At 34.2% G+C, this 19,729-nt stretch carries 19 protein-coding genes; 5 read left to right on the top strand and 14 right to left on the bottom strand.

Features of this window, described 5'->3' with window-relative positions; all coding sequences use genetic code 11:
• Positions 1–16 precede the first annotated feature (16 nt).
• Entirely contained in the window at positions 17–1,714 is a 1,698-nt protein-coding gene (locus tag BT156_RS19255) for a glycosyl hydrolase family 28-related protein (protein ID WP_072412557.1), read from the bottom strand.
• A 760-nt stretch (positions 1,715–2,474) separates the two neighbouring features.
• On the opposite strand from BT156_RS19255, the gene BT156_RS19245 reads away from it, so the two are divergent.
• From BT156_RS19245 to BT156_RS19235, 3 genes are read left to right on the top strand one after another with little or no spacing between them, the layout of a single operon-like run.
• A complete protein-coding gene (locus BT156_RS19245) occupies positions 2,475–3,251 on the top strand; it encodes a hypothetical protein (protein WP_139255525.1) in 777 nt (258 codons plus the stop codon).
• Positions 3,252–3,266: 15 nt separating this feature from the next.
• Positions 3,267–4,058, top strand: a complete 792-nt coding sequence (locus BT156_RS19240; protein WP_072412554.1) for a hypothetical protein — start codon at positions 3,267–3,269, stop codon at positions 4,056–4,058.
• 2 nt (positions 4,059–4,060) lie between these two features.
• Positions 4,061–4,858 (top strand): hypothetical protein, encoded by a 798-nt coding sequence (locus BT156_RS19235; protein WP_072412553.1) that lies wholly within the window; start codon positions 4,061–4,063, stop codon positions 4,856–4,858.
• 147 nt (positions 4,859–5,005) lie between these two features.
• Here BT156_RS19235 and BT156_RS19230 read toward each other — a convergent pair whose 3' ends face one another.
• Both BT156_RS19230 and queG read right to left on the bottom strand, forming a co-directional pair.
• A complete protein-coding gene (locus BT156_RS19230) occupies positions 5,006–5,683 on the bottom strand; it encodes a TIGR02117 family protein (protein ID WP_072412574.1) in 678 nt (225 codons plus the stop codon).
• 361 nt (positions 5,684–6,044) lie between these two features.
• The gene (gene queG, locus BT156_RS19225) at positions 6,045–6,989 is read right to left on the bottom strand and encodes a tRNA epoxyqueuosine(34) reductase QueG (protein ID WP_072412552.1); all 945 of its coding nucleotides are present in this window, start codon (positions 6,987–6,989) and stop codon (positions 6,045–6,047) included.
• 127 nt (positions 6,990–7,116) lie between these two features.
• Here queG and BT156_RS19220 point away from each other — a divergent pair, with 127 nt between their 5' ends.
• Entirely contained in the window at positions 7,117–7,416 is a 300-nt protein-coding gene (locus BT156_RS19220; RefSeq protein ID WP_066750942.1) for a rhodanese-like domain-containing protein, read from the top strand.
• A 29-nt stretch (positions 7,417–7,445) separates the two neighbouring features.
• Positions 7,446–8,063, top strand: coding sequence for an HD domain-containing protein (locus BT156_RS19215; RefSeq protein WP_072412551.1), 618 nt, complete (start codon positions 7,446–7,448; stop codon positions 8,061–8,063).
• Positions 8,064–8,148: 85 nt separating this feature from the next.
• Here the strand turns inward: BT156_RS19215 and BT156_RS19210 are convergent, their stop codons facing one another.
• The 11 genes from BT156_RS19210 to BT156_RS19160 all read right to left on the bottom strand — a co-directional run bounded on the left by BT156_RS19210 (position 8,149) and on the right by BT156_RS19160 (position 19,725).
• Positions 8,149–8,925 carry an alpha/beta fold hydrolase gene (locus BT156_RS19210; RefSeq protein ID WP_072412573.1) on the bottom strand — a complete coding sequence of 259 codons (777 nt, stop codon included), beginning with the start codon at positions 8,923–8,925 and terminating at the stop codon, positions 8,149–8,151.
• 15 nt (positions 8,926–8,940) lie between these two features.
• The gene (locus tag BT156_RS19205; protein ID WP_228430198.1) at positions 8,941–9,930 is read right to left on the bottom strand and encodes an NAD(P)H-dependent flavin oxidoreductase; all 990 of its coding nucleotides are present in this window, start codon (positions 9,928–9,930) and stop codon (positions 8,941–8,943) included.
• A 69-nt stretch (positions 9,931–9,999) separates the two neighbouring features.
• The gene (locus tag BT156_RS19200; RefSeq protein WP_139255524.1) at positions 10,000–10,500 is read right to left on the bottom strand and encodes a hypothetical protein; all 501 of its coding nucleotides are present in this window, start codon (positions 10,498–10,500) and stop codon (positions 10,000–10,002) included.
• Between the two features lie 83 nt (positions 10,501–10,583).
• Positions 10,584–11,954, bottom strand: a complete 1,371-nt coding sequence (locus BT156_RS19195; RefSeq protein WP_072412549.1) for a peptidylprolyl isomerase — start codon at positions 11,952–11,954, stop codon at positions 10,584–10,586.
• Between the two features lie 87 nt (positions 11,955–12,041).
• Positions 12,042–12,965: a PfkB family carbohydrate kinase gene (locus BT156_RS19190; protein ID WP_072412548.1), complete on the bottom strand. Its 924-nt coding sequence runs from the start codon at positions 12,963–12,965 to the stop codon at positions 12,042–12,044.
• Between the two features lie 28 nt (positions 12,966–12,993).
• On the bottom strand, positions 12,994–13,551 hold the full coding sequence (gene gldD, locus BT156_RS19185; protein ID WP_072412547.1) for a gliding motility lipoprotein GldD: 558 nt from the start codon (positions 13,549–13,551) through the stop codon (positions 12,994–12,996).
• 219 nt (positions 13,552–13,770) lie between these two features.
• Entirely contained in the window at positions 13,771–14,814 is a 1,044-nt protein-coding gene (gene mutY / locus BT156_RS19180; RefSeq protein WP_072412546.1) for an A/G-specific adenine glycosylase, read from the bottom strand.
• A 184-nt stretch (positions 14,815–14,998) separates the two neighbouring features.
• Positions 14,999–15,457 (bottom strand): hypothetical protein, encoded by a 459-nt coding sequence (locus tag BT156_RS19175; RefSeq protein ID WP_072412545.1) that lies wholly within the window; start codon positions 15,455–15,457, stop codon positions 14,999–15,001.
• 80 nt (positions 15,458–15,537) lie between these two features.
• Entirely contained in the window at positions 15,538–16,902 is a 1,365-nt protein-coding gene (locus BT156_RS19170) for a DUF5458 family protein (protein WP_072412544.1), read from the bottom strand.
• Between the two features lie 21 nt (positions 16,903–16,923).
• Positions 16,924–17,472 carry a type VI secretion system contractile sheath small subunit gene (locus BT156_RS19165; RefSeq protein ID WP_083582408.1) on the bottom strand — a complete coding sequence of 183 codons (549 nt, stop codon included), beginning with the start codon at positions 17,470–17,472 and terminating at the stop codon, positions 16,924–16,926.
• A 156-nt stretch (positions 17,473–17,628) separates the two neighbouring features.
• On the bottom strand, positions 17,629–19,725 hold the full coding sequence (locus tag BT156_RS19160; protein WP_072412543.1) for a M13 family metallopeptidase: 2,097 nt from the start codon (positions 19,723–19,725) through the stop codon (positions 17,629–17,631).
• Between the last annotated feature and the right edge of the window lie 4 nt (positions 19,726–19,729).

The raw sequence follows: 19,729 nt of genomic DNA, 5'->3' as shown, positions 1-19,729 counted from the left end.
TTATAGCTACGCTAATTTAATATTCAGAAATAAGATTTATTCCAATTAATAAAGTATCACCATAAAAAATAGTTGGTGTAAGGTAAATTACATAGTTATCAGCAGTATGTAACATTGGAGGCCTTGGGTCGTTTAGAATCAATCCTTTATTAGTATCAAAATCACCTTCAGCCAAAAGTATTGTTTCTGTTTTATCATAAATCTTTATATGATGAACTTGATCATAATACTCCCCAATATCTGCAGCTTTTTTGAAAATAATTTTTTTCGCAGTAATATATTGATCAGGTATATTTAAGTTAATTTTAACTGTAGTCTGTAATGAAACTGATGGCAAATAAACTCCATCAGAATTTGCATTTACTCCTGAAATATGTTTTGAAATATTCCAACCATAAGGACTATTCTGAGCTGCTTTTTTCCAAGGTCTATACCATGAATTTGTATTACAGTTTTCGAAAATATAGATAGGATAAGAAGAAATATTTCCTACTACATTACAAACAGACTGATTAATTTGATCAAGTGTAGGTGCAATATTTCTGAAAATAATCCTCAATGGCGATAGATAATCTTCGCCGTTATCAATATCATGTGAGATTTTATAATTATACCAATTCGAACAGGTATCAAAAATAATAGTTCCTTTGCCTTTAGTCTCGATCACTGGCAAACCATTCTTAATAGTAGATCCCCCCATACCACAAGAATCAAATTTAAATACAAAATTAACGCTTTTGTTAAAGACTTGGATTAGTTTTGCACCATTCAGTAATTCAAACCTTGGACCCCAAAATGAAATATGTGGCTGAGTTCCGCCTCCAAAAGTATCCGGATTAGCAGCACTATTAATTCTAATAACCGTACCACCTTCACCAGGCATAATAGAACCTTGATAATAATAGATAGTTTGCCCTTCTATAAAATCAAATAAAACGCCAGTAAAACCTTCTATATCTGTACCATAAAATCTCCAGTTTACTCCTTGGTCATTAGCAAGATTAAAATAAACAGCTGAAGTATCTCCTCCTTTAATCTTACAATCTGTGAAAGTAACCTCAGAAGTCATATCAAGTCCATTACAGCTGATAATTTGATTAAAGCCTTCAAAAAAACACTTTTCAAATATTATAGCCTGAGCATTTCCTGGTGCACCCCCAACAAGATTCATAAATTTTCCTTTATTTTTAGAGGTAAATTGAATGCCTTCAAATGTTGTAAAACCAATTATCTTATCATTATTGAACATAAACTCGTTACTATTCAACGGCTCATAAATAATCTCTGTATTTTGCCATCCATCGCCTTCAAAAATAAATCTTGCAGAATCCATAGAAGTATCGAGAAGATTTGCGGTAATCTTATATTTCCCTGCGGGAATAACTAACTTCATGGGATTTCTCCATCCTAAAGTAGGAGAAATTGGCACTGATAAATTATACACTTTCTGCATGGCCTCCTTTAATGCATAAGTATCATCAATAATCCCATCTCCTTTTGCACCAAACCATTTTACGTTAACTCCATTATCAATTTGTCTTTTATAAAATGTATTGACACTTTTTCTATAGATAACTCCATCGTCAACAAGGTTTGTTGATGTACCACACTTTACATAGAAAGCATTTTCACCAGTTTCATTATCTATTAACTGTACCAAAGGATCTAATGGTAAAGTATTTGTCGGTTTAAAAAAATCGTCTGCGTAAATCATAATTTAATTTGTATTAAAGTTTTAGTAATTTAATTTTGTGATTGATCAATCGTTGAATATTCTAATACAAATCTAACCATCGCCAACGCCAAAACTTGACGTGTTTTAATAAATAATCAATTACATAAAAATATTTCTGTAATTAATTTTCACAGATACTGTCTTTTAAAAAAAATCAAAATTTTGATAATTATTTCATTTTTTTTTCATGTTTTCACCCACCATCTTCAATGATAAAACATTCTCAGGCATTAATTTATCTGCAAACACTACTCGAAAGTGATGGTTATATTAATCTATAAACAAAAAAGTATCACCTTTTGGAAAATGAGGAAAAGTCATAGCCAAACCTGTCTAATCAAAATTTCTAATGCGAAAAAGTCTTATTCCATCAAAATTATCAATTCATATTCAACAGTAATTTTTTATTGAAATTCTATTTTTTGATAAAAAATTCGCACTATTATTTTCAAAATTTCCACAATTATTTGTCCTTAAAAAGTAATAAGTCAATTTCTATTGAAGCTATTTAGTTACAAATTATTTTATAGATTATCTTCTTATGAAAAATAAAAGCAAAACATACAAATAATTTAATTAATTGGTAATCAAATAATTAAACTCATGTAACATCTATGTAACATGTGATTATTTTTTTTAAAATAGGTGCGTAATTAGATTTGTAGCTGAAATTTCAGTACGTATAAAATATTTTACAGTAAAATCAAAAAAAACCTAATTAAGAAAAAAAATCAAAAGGATGAAAAATAACTTATTATTAATTGCAATATGTTTTTCGAGTATTCTAAAATCACAGATAGGCTTTGGAACTGCAAGTCCTAATCCTAACTCTGCCTTAGAATTGTCATCTGCTTCAAAAGGATTATTGTTGCCTCGAATACAACTTTCGAGTACAGCTCTATCTACTCCGCTTGCCAATCATGAAAAAGGGATGATTGTCTATAACATATCTGTAATGAACGATGTTGTAGAAGGATTATACATTAATGATGGATCCAAATGGCAGAGACTCTATACATCAAAACCAAATATTGGCGATGTAAATTATAGTTTTGCAACAGCAGATTCTCAAGGATGGTACAAATTAGATGGCAGAGCTTTAACCTCTTTACCAACAGGAGCACAGGCAAATGCTGCCAAGCTTGCAATAATTTCAACATTACCCAATGCAACAGACAGATATCTGAAGCAAAAGGGAGCATCTGCAATGTTATCTGCTACCGGATTTCAAGCTGTTAGCCTTTATCCAAACAATCTACCCAATATTACTTATACGGGAACTACAAGTACTAACGGTAGTCATACTCACCAATACACAGATAGAGGTCATATACCATGGGATCATAAAATAGGAGCGTCTCAGTTTGCCAGTACGGCAAGTTTGGCTAATCAAGTCACCAGTCTAGCCGGGGCACATACTCACAGTGTTCAGGTATCTTCAGGAGGTTCAAGCGCACCAATAACCATTGAACCTAAAAATCTAGCTGCGAATGCATTTATTTATTTAGGGTTCTAATTTTAAAATTGTACAATGAAAAATTTATTACTTTATATCATACTAATCTTAGGAATATCTAATAAGATTAAGGCACAGGTCGGAATAGGCACACCTAATCCGAGTACAAATTCTGTTCTGGAAGTTTCTTCAACCAATAAGGGTGTATTACTGATGAGAAATAATATTATTAATATTATCTCTCCTGCACCATTATCTACACATGTAAAAGGGATTATTACTTATAACCTTTCAAACTCAAACGATGTTTCAGAAGGTTTATATCAGAACAACGGAATCAGATGGGATAAAGTTTCTTACGATTATCCTTACGGCACAATCTCAAACAGTTTTGCAACGGCAGATAATAACGGATGGTATTTACTGAACGGAAGAGCTGTTTCTTCTCTTCCTGCAAATGTTCAGGCAAGAGCAGTAAGCTTGGGATTTACAGCAAATTTACCCAATACAGACGATCGATTTATTAAAACTAAAGATACTTCTGAAGCTTTAGCTTTATTATCGGGAAGTTCTACAATCGCTTTAGCACAAAACAATCTTCCAAGCGTTGTTTTTACAGGTAGTACTAACTCTGCGGGAGACCATTCACATACTTACACTGACAGAGGCGCAGGCACAACTACAAATAGTTCAAATGGAGCTGTAAATGTAAATCCTGAAGCTGATGATACTGCGGGAACATATACTACCGAAGCTAGTGGTGCACATACCCATACAGTTTCATTTTCCTCGGGCGGAAGTTCTCAGCCCATTAATGTAACTCCAAGTTATTTGGTAACTAATGTATTTATTTATCTAGGAAATTAATTATGAAAAAGTTAAACAATATAATTATATTAATTATTACTCTACTTAGTTGTATTATTCTAAACGGTCAAACAGGAATCAATACGTCTGATCCTAACCAGGAATCTCTATTAGAACTATATTCTACCAATACAGGATTTTTACCTGTAAGATTATCTTTAGTAAACGGAACCAATGCAGCTCCTCTCCCACAACATGTTAAAGGTATGATGGTTTATAATACAACGAATAATGCAACTCTATCAGAAGGACTTTATCTGAATAATGGTACTGAATGGCTTCGGTTATCGACTTCAGATACACCTATAGGAAATGTGAAATATGGTGTTCAGACAACCGATCACAACGGATGGTATTTGTTAGACGGAAGAGCAGTTTCATCTTTACCCGCTTCTGTACAATCCAATGCTACATCTATTGGCTTTACGACCAATATTCCAAATGCTACCGGCAGATATTTAAAAGCAAAAACAGGAGCCGAAGCTTTAGGCGCATTAGGAGGAAATACTACATTTATTGTTGCACAAGCAAATTTACCATCAGTAACCTTTAATGGAACTGCTCTTTCGTCGGGGAGTCATACCCATACTTATACTGATAGAGGAAATATAATTGCTAACGCAGGAAATATCGGTGCTATTGTAAATAACCAGGCTGATGATAGCGCTGGAATATACACTACAAGTGCAGCAGGAGACCATAGCCATAGTTTCAGTGTAACTACAGGAGGATCAAGTACGCCCGTATCAATAGACCCCAAAAATATTGCTTTAAATATTTTTATATATCTAGGACAATAACAATTTAATATCCCACAATCAATGATTTTATTTGAATATCATTTAAATAATATACGATTCTAAAAACACAAAAAGGAGCTGTATCCCTCACAGCTCCTTCTTTTAATTATAGATTATTAATTCTATATAATTTTTTTTATTTTAAAGTTATTTATAATGCTGAAAAATTCCGGAATCTGTAGGCGTCCAGAATGCTGCTTTTTGTCCGGCTGCTTTTAAAGCATCATTAGACCAAGTGTTGCAGGTATACAGAAAACTATATTTTCCCTGAGCATCATAAAATGCATCATTATCACTGTAAACCGCATTGGTAGGAATCAAAATAAAATTTCCGTTTTGATCTTTGTCGAATTTATCTTCAACAAACTTTGTGAGATCCTTATATTGAGATCTGCTGATCATAATTATTTTACAATCGCCTCCCTCTTTCATTTTTTTGTAATACGTACAGTGCATGGCAGATTCTCCCAACCAAAATGCAGCTTTGAAAGCTGTTGAAAATTTCAGATCAGCCCAAGTCGGAGTATCCAGATAGAAACCTTTATCGCCCCACCCGACTCCAACGTAATTGTAATCTGTTTTCTTTGATTTCGTATTGGCAAAAGGGATTTTCGTGCTCCAATCCTGCATATCGTTTTTCACAGGCATTACAATATCGGTATGTACTCCGTTTGTATAAATATAAATAGGAATTTCTTTTTTCTCTCCGTCATCTTTTGCTGAGATCTCAATAAACGGCAGTAAATAAGCCATTAAAATATACAGAACAATAATCCCTACAATAACACCTAAAATTTTAAGGACAGACAATAATACCATCTTCACACTCATGTATTTGAATAAAATTTAATTAATAATTTTTCGTAAAAGTATTTGTTTTAATCGGAAAAATGATTAAATTTAGTTACGAAATATACACAAATATGCGTAAAAACATCAAATCTCAGAAAAGATTTAAAGTAAGAGTAAAAACTGCTCCAAAAAGAGTACAAAAAAAACGTTGATTTTCTAAGAGATTTTATCTTTTTGAAAGTCATTTTTTCTTTTTAGGAAAGCCTTTTATTGAGTTTTTACTTACTTATATCTTACCCTCCTTTACCACAAAAAGTATAAGGAATGGCTGATTAACCACTTTTGTTTTGGAACCGAAAAATTCCAGACGAGGATTTATCACCAAAAATTTGAACTATTTTTTATCTGAAGTCTTTTCCAGAAATTCAATATTTCTTTTCAAACCTGCAAATTTTGTTCTCTTTACAGGAGATTTTCTGAAAATTTCTGAAAATAATTCCTGGGTAAGTTCTTTCCAATCTCCTTTTTTAAAATTTTTGAGCGCTTCATTCGGTGCAAATCTGGATTGAAGATTAGGTACTGAAAATCGATTCCACGGACAAACATCCTGACAGATATCGCAGCCAAACATCCAGTCTTCCATTTTATCTTTAAAAGAATCGGGAATTTCGTTTTTCAATTCTATTGTCGCGTAAGAAATGCATTTGCTTCCGTCGATAAGTTTCTCAGAAACAATAGCTTCTGTAGGACAGGCATCAATACATTTTCTGCACGTTCCGCAGTGATCCGTCGTTTCATGATCCGGAATTAATTCTAGATCACAAATGATTTCTGCCAAAAAATAAAAGGAACCATTTTGTTTCGTGATCAGGTTTGCATTCTTCCCAACCCAGCCAATTCCTGATTTTCTGGCCCAGCTTCTTTCTAAAACCGGCGCAGAATCTACAAAAACTCTACAGTCAAAATCTCCGATCTCTTCTCTTAATTCATCAACCATTTCACGAAGAATTTCTTTTACAACTTCATGATAATCTTCTGCATAGGCATATTTTGAGATTTTATAGTTTTCTAATGTTGAAATTTTTTCTTTGGGAAAGTAATTATAGGAAAGCGAAATCACTGATTTTGAGCCTTCAACCAACAATCTTGGATCTAGTCTTTTATCAAAATAATTTTCCATATATTTCATTTCGCCATGAAAATTATTTTTGAGCCATTTTTCCAGATTTCTGGCATCTTCTTCTAAAAAATCAGCCTTCGAAATACCACAGCTTTGAAACCCAAAACGCTCGGCTTTGGATTTAATTAATTGCGAATATTTTTCGGCATTCGAATTCATGATTTTTACATTGCAAAACTAAGATTATTTTATAAATTTGTTTAGGCTTTGGATCAATGAATTAAAACAGTATTTTTTTTTTCAAAAATCCACAGTCTATATTTTAACTTTAAATACAAATACAATTATGTCTTTAACAGAAGTATTAAAATCAGGAAACTATGAATTAATCGACGTTCGTGAGCCAATGGAATTGGAAATGGACGGAAATATAGAAGGGGCAAAAAATATCCCGTTAGGTGAAGTAGAAGATAGAAAAGAAGAATTTTTATCTATTGAAAAGCCCGTAATCATCTTCTGCAGAAGTGGAAACAGAAGCGGAAAAGCACTGGAATATCTAAATTCTCAAGGCTTGAAAGACGGTTACAATGGCGGTGGCTGGGCAGACCTAAAAGCAACTATTGAAGCAAATCAAGGAACTTTTTAAGTTCCTTTTTTTATTTAAAATATTTTGTAATGGAACTTAAAGACGTATTCAATCAGCTTTTTTTACAATTCACTCAAGATCAAAACCTAATTGAAAATTTGTGGAAAGAAATTGAAAAAAAATATTCCGAAAAAAGCAGACATTATCATAATCTGGAGCATCTTCAAAATATGTTTTCTGAACTTGAATCTGTGAAAGATAAGATTGCAGACTTTAATATTATTTCTTTTTCGGTTTTTTATCATGACGTAATTTATGACGCTTCTTCAAAATCCAATGAAGAAAAAAGTGCAGAGTTCGCTAAAACAAAGCTTGAAAACTTAAATATTGACAAACAATCAATTGAGACAATTTTCAACCAAATTATTGCCACAAAATCGCATCAAAAATCTGATGATCAAGACATCAATTATCTTTTGGATGCAGATCTTTCAATCCTTGGAAAAGATGTTGAAACCTATCTTGAGTATACCAAAAAAATCAGAAAAGAATATTCTATTTATCCCGATTTTCTTTACAAACCGGGAAGAAAAAAGGTTTTACAACATTTTTCAGCATTGGAAAATATTTTTAAAACTGATTATTTCCGAGAAAAATATGAAGTTCAGGCGAAAGAAAATATTGAGTTTGAAATTAATCTTTTATAAGTTTTGGCTAAAGCCAATTGGACAGATTAAAATTGAAAAGCGGACTAAAGTCCGCTCCTATTGATAAAACTGATATTTAGTAATCTTAATTTTCCACTATTTTATTGATAAACTCAACCGATTTATTCAATACTAATTTAGGAACTTCCTTATGCGGTGTATGTCCAACATCAGGAATAATATACTTCTCTGAACTTCCACTCACCTGATTAATTGTTTTTTCAACCTGCTCCAACGTTCCATACTCATCGGTTTCTCCCTGAATAAAAAGCAATGGACTTGTAATATTTTTTAAAAGATATTCGATATTCCAGCTTTTGAACCTGCCACTTAACCAAATTTCCGTCCACGCTTTAACCATCATCGGAACTTTATCACCGTGATATTTTGCTAAACGTTCCGGTAAATCGGTTGTTTTATATACTTCAAAAGCATCAGAAACACCTTTAATCGTAATATCTTCAACGAAAATATGTCCTGCTTCACAGATTACAGCTTTTACTTTTTCAGGATATTTTGACGCGGCGATCAACACAATGGTTCCGCCATCGCTATGACCAAAAAGAATTGCGCTATTGATGTTTAATTCTTCTAATAATTCATTCAACAGGTCGGCTTCCAATTCCATATAGTTATTTTCCCTTTCATGAGAAAACATAGGAAAAGATTTACCATAACCCAAACGATCATACACTAAAACATTACATTGAGTTGCTTCCGAAAGTTGAGTTGGAAAATTCCTCCAAAGTTTTGTACAGCCTAAAGAATCGTGTAAAAAGACGATTGTAGGCTTATTTTCAAACGAATTATTGTACTCTATATAAAGTTTTTTACCCTGTACGTCTATTATCTTTCCTTCCATTCCGATCAACTTTAATTAAAAGCCCGGAGTTTTTGCTTCTTCAAATTCTCTCAACAAATTATTGAAAACTGTTTCTACCGGTAAAATATCATGAATCAACGCTGAAACCTGACCGATTTCCAATTCGCCATCTTCCATATCGCCTTCAAACATTCCGCGTTTGGCTCTTGCACGGCCTAATGAAGCGACCAAAGCCTCTGTATTTCTTCCGGTTTGATAAATCCCCTCCAATTCGTTAAAGAACTTGTTTTTGACCATTCTTACAGGTGCTAATTCCTTTAACGTAAGATGAGTGTCGCCTTCATTAAGTTCTGTGATTTTCTTTTTCCAGTTTTCGTGCGCGCTTGCTTCAACGGTTGCGGCAAAACGAGATCCAATCTGAACTCCGTCTGCGCCAAGAATCATGGCTGCTTTCATTTGTGAGCCTAACGCAATTCCACCAGCTGCAATCAAGGGTTTAGAAATATGTTGCTTAACATTTGGAATTAAACAAAAGGTTGTAGTTTCATCTCTTCCGTTATGTCCGCCTGCTTCAAAACCCTCTGCTACTATCGCGTCAACTCCGGCATCTTCACATTTCACTGCAAATTTTGTGGAGGAAACTACGTGAGCCACTTTCAACCCTTCTTTTTGAAGAGTTTCAGTATAAGTTTTAGGATTTCCGGCAGAGGTAAAAACGATTTTTACGCCTTCTTCCAAGATAATCTGGATCACTTCATCCAAATTCGGATATAGCATAGGTACATTCACACCAAAAGGTTTATTGGTAGCTAGCTTGCATTTTTGAATATTCTCTCTTAAAACGTCAGGATACATGCTTCCTGCACCGATTAAACCTAATCCGCCACAATTAGAAACAGCAGAAGCCAATTTCCAACCCGAATGCCAGATCATTCCCGCCTGAATAATCGGATATTGTATATTAAAAAGTTCTGAAATTCTATTCTGACTTTGCTGCATCTCATGAAGTTTTTTAGCTGAATTAAAATCTATAAAATTGCTCATGTGTAAAAATAATAAAAACAAAGGTTTTCAGTGAATAAAAAACTTTAAAAATTAGCTTAAATACAGTAATTATTTAGATTTAAAAAGATGTAAAGTTTCATCAATGAGAGAACTTATTTTTAAAAAGCTGTTGCTTAGTTTAATAATATCTTTTTGAAGATTGTCTGTTTTAAGTTCAATCCATCCTTCCATTAATGTCAGCGGACCAAATTTTACACTTACATTATCCCAGTCTTTTTGATATTTTGTAAATCTATTTCTAAAATTCTCTGCAAAATTTCTACTTTGTATTTTATAGCCTTTTAATTCCCTTAATTTCAAAGCATGAATATTATAGTATAATCTACCCTCTTTAATTGTTTTATCGCTGATCCAGATTGAAAAAAATATTCTGCTTGAAGCATCTAATGAAGATTGAGGATCGCTTGACCATTCGGGTTTGTATATTTTTAATACAACAGATTCCAGAATTGTCTCAACTGAAAATTTTAAACCTAAATCATTAAATTCTTTTTGAGAAATCTGATCAAGTGCTTCCTGAAATTTTTTTTGATAAAAATGATAATCCATCTGTATTGTTTCTGAATTAAAATTAAAAACATTTCGGGAATTAAGGCAAAAAAAAACCTCCAGAAATTCTGAAGGTTTTGATTTTATTTTTTGGTTGTCTGTTTCTTCCAAGCTCCTTTGAAGTTACAAGAATCATAACGGCCATTTATTGATATGAATGTCGTTGGTAATTTTGAACTTACAAACTTCTCAATCAGTTCATTCTTCTTTTTATTAAGCGCCATCTGCTTTATTCTGTCGTAATCCGTCTCCATTGTAATTTTGTGAGCAGGAATTACATCTTCCATTTTCACGATCTTTACAACCTTTCTCTTTCTCTCGTCTTCATCTTCAAAAGCAGTAGTAATATCTCCTTTATTTAAACCTGCCAATTCGTAGCTTATTGATCCCGGAATACTTTCTCTTTCAATTTTGTTTGAACCATCTGCTCCAGGAATGATCCCTGCATTAAATTTAGTTCTTTTGTCATCTGAAAATCTGAAAGAAGCATCTTTAAATGTAGTTTTTCCATCAATGATCAGCGTTCTGATACTGTCTAATTTTACTTTAGCCGTTTTAATTTCAGCTTCAGTAGGCGTTGCCATCAAAAGAATGTGTCTTGCATCGTAAACCTTTCCGGCTTTTCTTACTAACTGAATGATGTGATATCCGAATTCAGATTCAATAGGATCTGAGATATCTCCTTCCTGAAGATTCAAAGCTGCAGCTTCAAATGGTTTTACCATCTGTCCTTTAGTAATATTCTTCATTAAACCACCATTAGGCGCAGAACCTGGGTCTTCAGAATAAATTCTTGCCTGACTTTCAAAACTTTCTCCTCCTAAAATATCCTTTTTGATTTTATTAAGCCTGTTGATAATTTCCTGCTTGTGAGCTTCTGTCAATTTAGGATTCATAACAATCTGAGCCAAAGAAACTTCGTCTTTGATCTCCGGCAACTGCATTTTATACAGGTTAAAGAAATCCGTAACCTCGTTAGGAGTAACATCTGCTTTCTCTGTAATTCTCTGGTATTTTGCCTGACCGTAATAAGTATCCGTATCGATCTTTTCGATAGCATTCTTCATTTCGTATCCCGTTCTGAATTTATAAGCTGCCAGCATCGTCTTTTCGTCAGGAAACTGAGAAAGTAGCTGAGCATATTTCCCATTTGCCTGTTCTTTGATCGCAGCAGAGCGGTTTTCAATTAAAGTATCTTTTTTTGCTTCGTAAACAAGAAGTTTGTTGTTGATCAAGTTTTCCAAAAACTCACATTTATCTGTATTAGAAGCTCCCTGCTGTTTGGCATAATTCATTTGTTCGTTCACATCAGACTCGAGAACAATTTCATCTCCAATTACCGCAGCAATACCATCCACTAGTTCTCCAGGTTTTAGTTGAGCTTTCATCATATTTGCTGAGAACAAAATCATGAAAATTCCAAAAAGAAAAGTGATCTTTAGTTTATTTGTCATTTTACTATTTTAAACAAGTTGCAAATTTAGAATTCTTAATGAATTATGCTAAATTTTTTATTATAAATATTTCTTAAAAAGACGTATTTATTGTAGTTCTACATCAAATGTCGTCAATTCCTTGAATTGTCTTAATCTACTGAACATATCAGCTTCGGTTACTTCCTCGATTCTCTCCGTTCCGAATTTTTCAACCGTGAACGATGCCATTGCAGAACCAACGATTAAAGCAGACTTCATTGTTTCGAAATCTATCTTCCCTTTTTTAGCCAAATATGCTGCAAAACCTCCCGCGAAAGTGTCTCCTGCTCCGGTAGGATCGAACACATCTTCTAACGGAAGAGCCGGGATCGCAAACACTTTACCCTCGTGGAAAAGTAACGCTCCGTGTTCCCCTTTTTTAATGATAACATATTTAGGACCCATTGTGTGGATCTTTTTAGCTGCTTTTACAAGAGAATATTCTCCTGAAAGCTGTCTTGCTTCTTCATCATTAATGGTGATTACATCAGTTTTAGCAATCATTTCCATTAAGATATCCAAAGCAGAATCCATCCAGAAATTCATTGTATCTAAAATAACCAGTTTCGGACGCTGGTTCATTTTTTCAAGAACAGACAGCTGAACGCCCGGGTGTAGGTTTCCTAATAATAAGATCTCAGAATCCTGCATAGAAGCAGGAATTTTTGGATCGAAATTTTCCAAAACGTTCACTTCAGTCGCTAAAGTATCTCTTGTATTTAAATCGTTGTGGTATTTTCCTGACCAGAAGAAAGTTTTTCCTTCTTTTACGATCTCAAGTCCCTCGATATTGATGTCTCTTTTTGTAAACATGTCAAGGTGTTCTTGCGGGAAATCTCCTCCTACTACAGAAACAATTCCGGATTTTACGCCCAAAATAGATGAAGTGATCCCGATATAAGTGGCAGCACCTCCTAAAATTTTATCTGTTTTACCAAATGGTGTTTCGATTGCATCAAACGCAACGCTTCCAACAACTAAAAGTTTCATATATTTTTCAATGTATTTTTTAAAGTAATTATTTTTTCCATTCGAAAGTATCCAGCAGATGTTTCATATCTTTTTTGATATAATCCACAGCGGGAGCCAATGAATCCGGTTTCGGTCTTGTATTAAAGTATAAATAAGCAGTCACAAAGTGTTTTGTACTGTCTGTAATGTAAAATTGAAGATTCGAAGCACTCTGCCCTTTCAGCTCATAAAAATTCCCGTATACCTTTTTTTCAGGATATTCGAAAGATTTTGTATCTATTGAACTCGCTTTAATGGTATGCTCGTACACCATTTTTTCAGCTTCTTTGATGTGTTCAGCAAAGTCATTATTAATTGGATAATAGGTTACGAACAGTTTTGCCTTCATTTTCGGATAATTCAGATAATACCAACATGGCTTTTTGGCATTCGTAATTGTAGCAAAATCCGAGTATTCAAATGTGTAAGCACAGTTGTTTTCAAATTTCTGATATGTTGGTGTGGGGTACTCTAATCTCAGTTCTCCATAAGGTTTGAGAACGGGATCTTTTCCACATGATATTAAAAGCAATGAAGCAAATATAAAAATGACCTTTTTAATCATTTTGCAAAAGTACAAATTAGATTTCAGATATAGGAAGACAAATTTCAGGATTTCAATGAGTTTTGAAATTGAATTTTATTTGAATATTATTTTTATTTGTTTTAAACGCAAAATACGCTTTAATCACGCTGCTGTCATTCTGAACGGAACGAAGTGTAGTGAAAGAATCTCAAGTTACTTTTTAAAGATTGCTTCGTCGCTTCGCTCCTCGCAATGACATCACAGAATTTTATAGGCTGTATGGTAATTTTGAATATAAGTTTCCAAAGGTTTCGGGAATGATTTTTCATGAGAACCTTCAAAATCTGTGATGAGATATTGATTTTCAGCAATAAAATCTGTCCAGACAATTTCAGAATCAACTTCTACATTAAAAATTTCTATGCTTAAATTCTTGTGTGTCAGTTTGTGATTAACCGTTTTCGCACTTTTAATAAAAGGCATTAATTCTTCAGAAATCTCATGTGGAAATTCAAATAATTTTTTCCAGATAAAATCATCTTTTCTTTGTTGAATTAAAAACTGTCCGTTTCTGTGAACGAAATAATATTTCAAACCTAAATGTTCTGCTTTAACTGTTTTCGTCTTAACAGGAAATTCAGAGATTTTATTTAATGAAAAAGCTAAACAGTCTTCATTTAAAGGACATTCTCCACAAAATGGGTTTCTAGGTTTGCAGATTTCTGAACCTAAATCCATCATCGCTTGATTGAAATCGCCTACATTTTCGGGCAAAACTAAAGTCGCCAATTCGGAAAAATAATTAAAAGCTCTGGAATTAGAGCTATCAAAATCATCCGCAAAGATTCGGCTTAAAACACGATAAAAATTCCCATCAACTGCCGGCATTTTCCCATTAAAACAGATGCTTGAAACCGCAGCAGCAGTATATTTTCCGACACCTTTCAGTTTTAAGATCTCATCATAATCGGAAGGAAAAGTTCCCTGATAATCATTCATGATCTGCTGGGCTGCTTTATGGATATTTATCGCTCTGGAATAATAACCCAACCCCTTCCAATAGAGCAAAACCTCATCTTCTTCAGCATTGGCCAAAGTTTTTACATCCGGAAATCGTTTGATAAAATTGTTGTAATGATTAAGTCCCTGATTGATCCTCGTCTGCTGAAAAACGATCTCGCAGATCCAGATTTTATAAGGATCTTTTGTCTGTCTGAAAGGTAAATCCCTAGCGTTTTGTTTGTACCAGTTCAGGAGCTTGGTTCCGATGTGTTTGAAGTCTGAGTTTTCTATTTTTTCCAAAGGTTTTCTTCTTCATTATTTTAGATGCTTCGACTCCGCTCAGCATGACACAAAAAATAATTGATAAATGATAATTGATAAATGATGAATATTAAACATTCAAAATTTAAAATCTATAATTCAAAATCTACTTTTCTTCACACAGAGCTTATAAGCATCTTTTAATATTTGCAAAGATAAAATTTTATTGATCAGCTTTCACGGAATAAACCGGAGCATCTTTTAACCATTGATATCTAAGATTTTTATCTTTTGCGATAAAACGGTAGCCTTCAAGCTTTTGAAGATAAACATACATCGCATCTTTTTTCAAATCCAGTTTTTGATTGGAAAGAAACTGAAAAGGAAAACTCACTATGGAATCTCTTGTTGTTTTTATGACTTCTCCGGAATTAACTTTATAAATAAAAATAGGTCTTCCACGTCCCGAATAGCTGTCCACAAGCTTCACATTTGAACTTGCAATCACCATTGCACTTGCTGCGCTAGATTCTTCCGCGCTCATTACATATGCCTTGCCTTCCTGGCGCTGGTCTTTAAAAAGATCTATTGTATGCTCCGGACCCTGAAGTTTTTTGTCTTCACAGCTTACTGCAAAAACCATAAGAAAAATCGGCAAAAGATATATTGACCTGCCTTTCATATTACTAATTTTGAGATTTGGTAGAAAAAAACCGATGTAAAAAAATGCATCGGTTTTTTAGTATAAAAATTTGATTGAGTCTAATCCTGAGTGTATTGAGACTCCCATTCGTTACCGTCATCTCCTTTGTGTCCGTCTAATTTAATAACAAAACTTTTTGTAGGAAAATAAGGTGTTAAACGAATATCAAGCCATACTCTGTCTTTGTTTACTTTATCCTGCTCAAAACGCACAATCTTGAACTTCTCGATCAATTTATCAGCACCTTTGATACCGTCTAAGAACGTAACGATCTGTCTTCTAAGATCATCTTCATTTTTAGAATTCCAGTTTTCGAAGGCTCTTCTGTTTAAGAAATCCAATAAAACTTTAGTTACATAATCGAATACACGAACAACAGAATATGTTTGAAGTCCGATGTTATCTCCTGTAAACAATGTTTTTGCGGAGAAAGCCATTATCTTACCATATTCGTTAACCATAGGAACCAATCCCATTTTTTCCAATTGAGAAATTTCGCTTTTCTTCAATTCGAATTTTACGGCATCCACCTCGTTAATGTTACCGTGTTTTTTACCGGCAGCAACCTGAGACATCAATGTTTTATGAATTTTCCCTGCTAATGAAGTTGAAGGCGGAAGCTCTACGTTTTCCTCTTCACCTACTTCTTCAGCTCTTCCACGGCCAACAAGCCAGTTACACGTCATAATTACATTACTTCTGTGTAATTCGCCACCTGTAAGATTCGCAGAATGGAATAAATCCACCACATCATCCGGCTTATCAAGGTTAGCAAAATCCGTAACCAACATTACTTTGTTTTCATTACAGATTTTAGCCCATTTTTCTATCACTTTATTTGATCCTAAATATCCCGGGATCGCCAAAATAGAATAGTTATCTCTAAGATCCAAACGATCGTAGTAATTCTTAAACTCTTCTGAAACCGCATCAATGAAAAGCGGATTATCAAGATCTGAAACCTGCTCTAAAGTTGCATTAACGATGCTTACGTTGTCAACTTTATCAAGTTCTGTATTTTTGTAAAACTGAGCGACTGTTCTGTAGTTTACTTCCAGCTGACGAACTGCGTCCAGCGTATTTTTTAAGTTTGTTTTTAAACTCTGGTCTGCCTGCAGTGCTTTTGTTTTGCAGGTGTCAGCCATTTTATCAGCAGATTCGTTTCCTTCTAAAAGATTAACCCAAAGATTAATTTTTTGAAGCAACTCTTTTCTTTCATCTGTCTTATTATTATCGGTAAGGAAAATTTCTTTCCTGGCTTTTCTTGTAGGGTTCATGTTGGCGATGCCATCCACAACTGATTCAACAAATCCGAAACCTCCAATTTTATTGAGTTCGGCGATTGGGTTACCTTTCGGCTGACCTCCCTGTTGTTGCTGTTGACCTTGTTGCTGGTTTTCTGCCGCTTGTAATTTACTATCCATGATTAATGTAAAGTCTTTAGATTATTTTTCAAGTTCTTGTGCCACTTCTTTCAATACTTCCACAAACGCAGCTCTTGTCTGATCGTTTTCCAGCATATTACGCAGAATCTTATTTGTTTTCAGCTGACGGACAATTTTATTGTATTGCTCCTGTTCCATGCTAAGTTCTTGTAAGTAATTTGATTTCTGAGTAAGATTTTTGGGAGTGAAGTCCGCAAGATTTTGAAAACGGAATTCTTCTTCTACCACACTGCCGTCCTGTGTTTCGTGCTGTACAGAAACAGAAGGTTGGAAATGTTTGAAGACGTCATCCACAGTCTTTAATCCTGTTACAATTTCAGGTACGTAAGATTCGTCGGTCGTAAGCTGACTCACAATCAGCGACTTATTCTCCTGTATTTCCTGAATAGCTTCATTAGCGTCTACTTTTACCTCGTTGCCGCCAACACCATAATTAAACATTGCCATATTATTATTATTTTGAGATTTTAGATTTTGGTGTGAATTGGTTTTATCTGCATCAAATAGCTGACCAATCCAATGTTTAAATTTAAAAAAAAACTGTAACATACAAAATTTTGTTAAGATTTTTCTTGAAATATTTAATTATACGTATCATTAATAACCTAAAGTTACGATTTTACGATGTCACTAAACTATGAAAAATAAATAAAAAAAACGCATCATTTCTGACGCGTTTTTCTTTTCTAACAATTTTTGGCTATGTTACCAAATTTTTATTCTGTCCTGAGGAGCTTTATACATTTTGTCTCCAGGCTTAATATCGAAAGCTTTGATGAAAGAATCCTGATTAACCAAAGGTCCGAATGCTCTGAAAACTCCAGGCGAGTGCGGATCTGTTTTAACCTGATTCGTCATATACTGATCTGTAGATTTGGTTCTCCATACTGTTGCCCAGCTCATGAAGAATCTCTGATCCTGCGTAAATCCGCTGATCAATCCCGGATTTCCTTTGTCTTTAAGGTACATTTGAAGCGCATCGTAAGCCACTGCTACTCCACCCAAATCACCGATATTTTCACCGCTTGTGAATTTTCCGTTCACAAAACTTCCTTTTACGGGTTCGTAAGCGCTGTATTGTGCTGCCAACTGACCCACTTTAGCGTCAAAGTTTTTACGGTCGGTATCTGTCCACCAATTATTAAGGTTTCCATCACCGTCAAAACGAGAACCACTGTCATCGAATCCGTGGGAGATTTCGTGACCGATTACTGCTCCAATTCCACCGAAGTTTACTGCTGCGTCAGCTTTTGGATTGTAGAAAGGTGACTGAAGGATCGCTGCAGGGAATACGATCTCGTTGTTTGAACCGCTGTAGTAAGCATTTACAGTCTGCGGAGTCATTCCCCATTCTGTTTTGTCAACAGGCTTTCCTACTTTGTCTAAACTTTTCTGATATTGCCATTCAGCAACATTTTGAAGATTAGAATATAAAGTCCCGCCCGCTTTTGGAGATTCTACTTTTAATAATGAATAATCTTTCCATTTGTCCGGATATGCAATTTTTACAGTGAATTTGGATAATTTTTCCTGAGCTTTTACTTTAGTTTCAGGAGACATCCAATCCATATCATTGATGTGAGTCTTAAATGATCTTAATATATACTGAATATATGTCTCCATCTGAGCTTTTGCTTCAGGCGTGAAATATTTTTCAACATATAATTTACCGAAAGCTTCACCAAGAACTCCGTTTACAAGAGTCAGTCCTCTTTTATTCATCGGACGCTGCTCTTTTTGGCCTTGAAGATATTTTGAATAGAAATCAAATCTTATCTGCTCTAAGTTTTCATCTAAATTAGAAGCATTTCCATTCACTAAATGATATTTCAGATAATCTTTCAGTAACGGAAGGTTTTTCTGCGTGATGAACTGATCCATATTTTGGTAATATTTCAATTCACCAACAATCACCTTGTCGGTTTTTACTCCTGCATCGGTTAAATATTTGGCAAGGTTAACATTTTTAACCAAACCAGATAATTCAGATACATTTTTAGGGTTGTATCTTAAATTGGCATCTCTGTTTTGCTCAAGAGTCAATAAATAATTGGCCAGTTGTTTTTCAAAATCAACTACATTTTTTGCCGCAGCATCAGAATTTTTATATCCTAAAACTCCGAATAATTTTCCAACATACACTTGATATTCAGCTAACGTTTTCGTATTAGCTTCATTTACTTTTTGATAGTAATCTCTTCCTAAACCAAGATCCGGACCGCCAAGATATACTGCATTCATGACAGAATTCTTCATATCCGCGCCTACTCTCCATCCGTAGAAAGAATTGTCGCCTAATTTTGTAGCATCCAACAAATATTTCTGAAGATCATTAATATTTTTGATAGCATCGATCTTTGCTAAGTCTCCTTTGATCGGAGCCAGACCCTCTGCATTTCTTTTCGCCGTATCCATGAAAGATGCATACAAATTCTGAATCTTTTGACCCTCTGAACCCGCTTCATATTTCTCAGATAAAATTTTGTTTAAAATATCCAAAGAAGCATCATCTACATTTTCTCTTAATGCATTGAAAGATCCCCAGCTCGCTTTATCAGAAGGAATCTGAGTGGTTTTCACCCAATTTCCGTTAACATAGCTAAAAAAGTCATCCTGTGGACGCACACTTTTATCCATATAAGATAAGTTGATCCCCTCTTCTTTTGCTTCTTTCTTCACCGGTTCTACAGCAACCACTTTAGGCTCTGTTTTTGTACTTGTTTCGGCAGTTTTTGCTGTACCACACGAATTTAAAAATACGATACCCGAAAGAGCAAGTATCCCAATATTTAGCTTTTTCATTAAA

Source organism: Chryseobacterium limigenitum (assembly GCF_900114875.1).
Lineage (GTDB): Bacteria > Bacteroidota > Bacteroidia > Flavobacteriales > Weeksellaceae > Chryseobacterium > Chryseobacterium limigenitum.
This window is presented reverse-complemented; position numbering and strand designations above follow the sequence as displayed.

Bases quoted from the DNA above. Each gene is read 5' to 3' on its own strand.
- BT156_RS19235 (WP_072412553.1), top strand. From the start codon at position 4,061: ATGAAAAAGTTAAACAATATAATTATATTAATTATTACTCTACTTAGT.
- BT156_RS19160 (WP_072412543.1), bottom strand. From the start codon at position 19,725: ATGAAAAAGCTAAATATTGGGATACTTGCTCTTTCGGGTATCGTATTT.
- BT156_RS19175 (WP_072412545.1), bottom strand. From the start codon at position 15,457: ATGAAAGGCAGGTCAATATATCTTTTGCCGATTTTTCTTATGGTTTTT.
- BT156_RS19205 (WP_228430198.1), bottom strand. From the start codon at position 9,930: ATGAGCAATTTTATAGATTTTAATTCAGCTAAAAAACTTCATGAGATG.
- gldD (WP_072412547.1), bottom strand. From the start codon at position 13,551: ATGATTAAAAAGGTCATTTTTATATTTGCTTCATTGCTTTTAATATCA.
- BT156_RS19170 (WP_072412544.1), bottom strand. From the start codon at position 16,902: ATGGATAGTAAATTACAAGCGGCAGAAAACCAGCAACAAGGTCAACAG.
- BT156_RS19210 (WP_072412573.1), bottom strand. From the start codon at position 8,925: ATGGAAGGAAAGATAATAGACGTACAGGGTAAAAAACTTTATATAGAG.
- BT156_RS19220 (WP_066750942.1), top strand. From the start codon at position 7,117: ATGTCTTTAACAGAAGTATTAAAATCAGGAAACTATGAATTAATCGAC.
- queG (WP_072412552.1), bottom strand. From the start codon at position 6,989: ATGAATTCGAATGCCGAAAAATATTCGCAATTAATTAAATCCAAAGCC.
- BT156_RS19255 (WP_072412557.1), bottom strand. From the start codon at position 1,714: ATGATTTACGCAGACGATTTTTTTAAACCGACAAATACTTTACCATTA.
- BT156_RS19240 (WP_072412554.1), top strand. From the start codon at position 3,267: ATGAAAAATTTATTACTTTATATCATACTAATCTTAGGAATATCTAAT.
- BT156_RS19245 (WP_139255525.1), top strand. From the start codon at position 2,475: ATGAAAAATAACTTATTATTAATTGCAATATGTTTTTCGAGTATTCTA.
- BT156_RS19190 (WP_072412548.1), bottom strand. From the start codon at position 12,965: ATGAAACTTTTAGTTGTTGGAAGCGTTGCGTTTGATGCAATCGAAACA.
- BT156_RS19165 (WP_083582408.1), bottom strand. From the start codon at position 17,472: ATGTTACAGTTTTTTTTTAAATTTAAACATTGGATTGGTCAGCTATTT.
- BT156_RS19200 (WP_139255524.1), bottom strand. From the start codon at position 10,500: ATGGATTATCATTTTTATCAAAAAAAATTTCAGGAAGCACTTGATCAG.
- BT156_RS19195 (WP_072412549.1), bottom strand. From the start codon at position 11,954: ATGACAAATAAACTAAAGATCACTTTTCTTTTTGGAATTTTCATGATT.
- BT156_RS19215 (WP_072412551.1), top strand. From the start codon at position 7,446: ATGGAACTTAAAGACGTATTCAATCAGCTTTTTTTACAATTCACTCAA.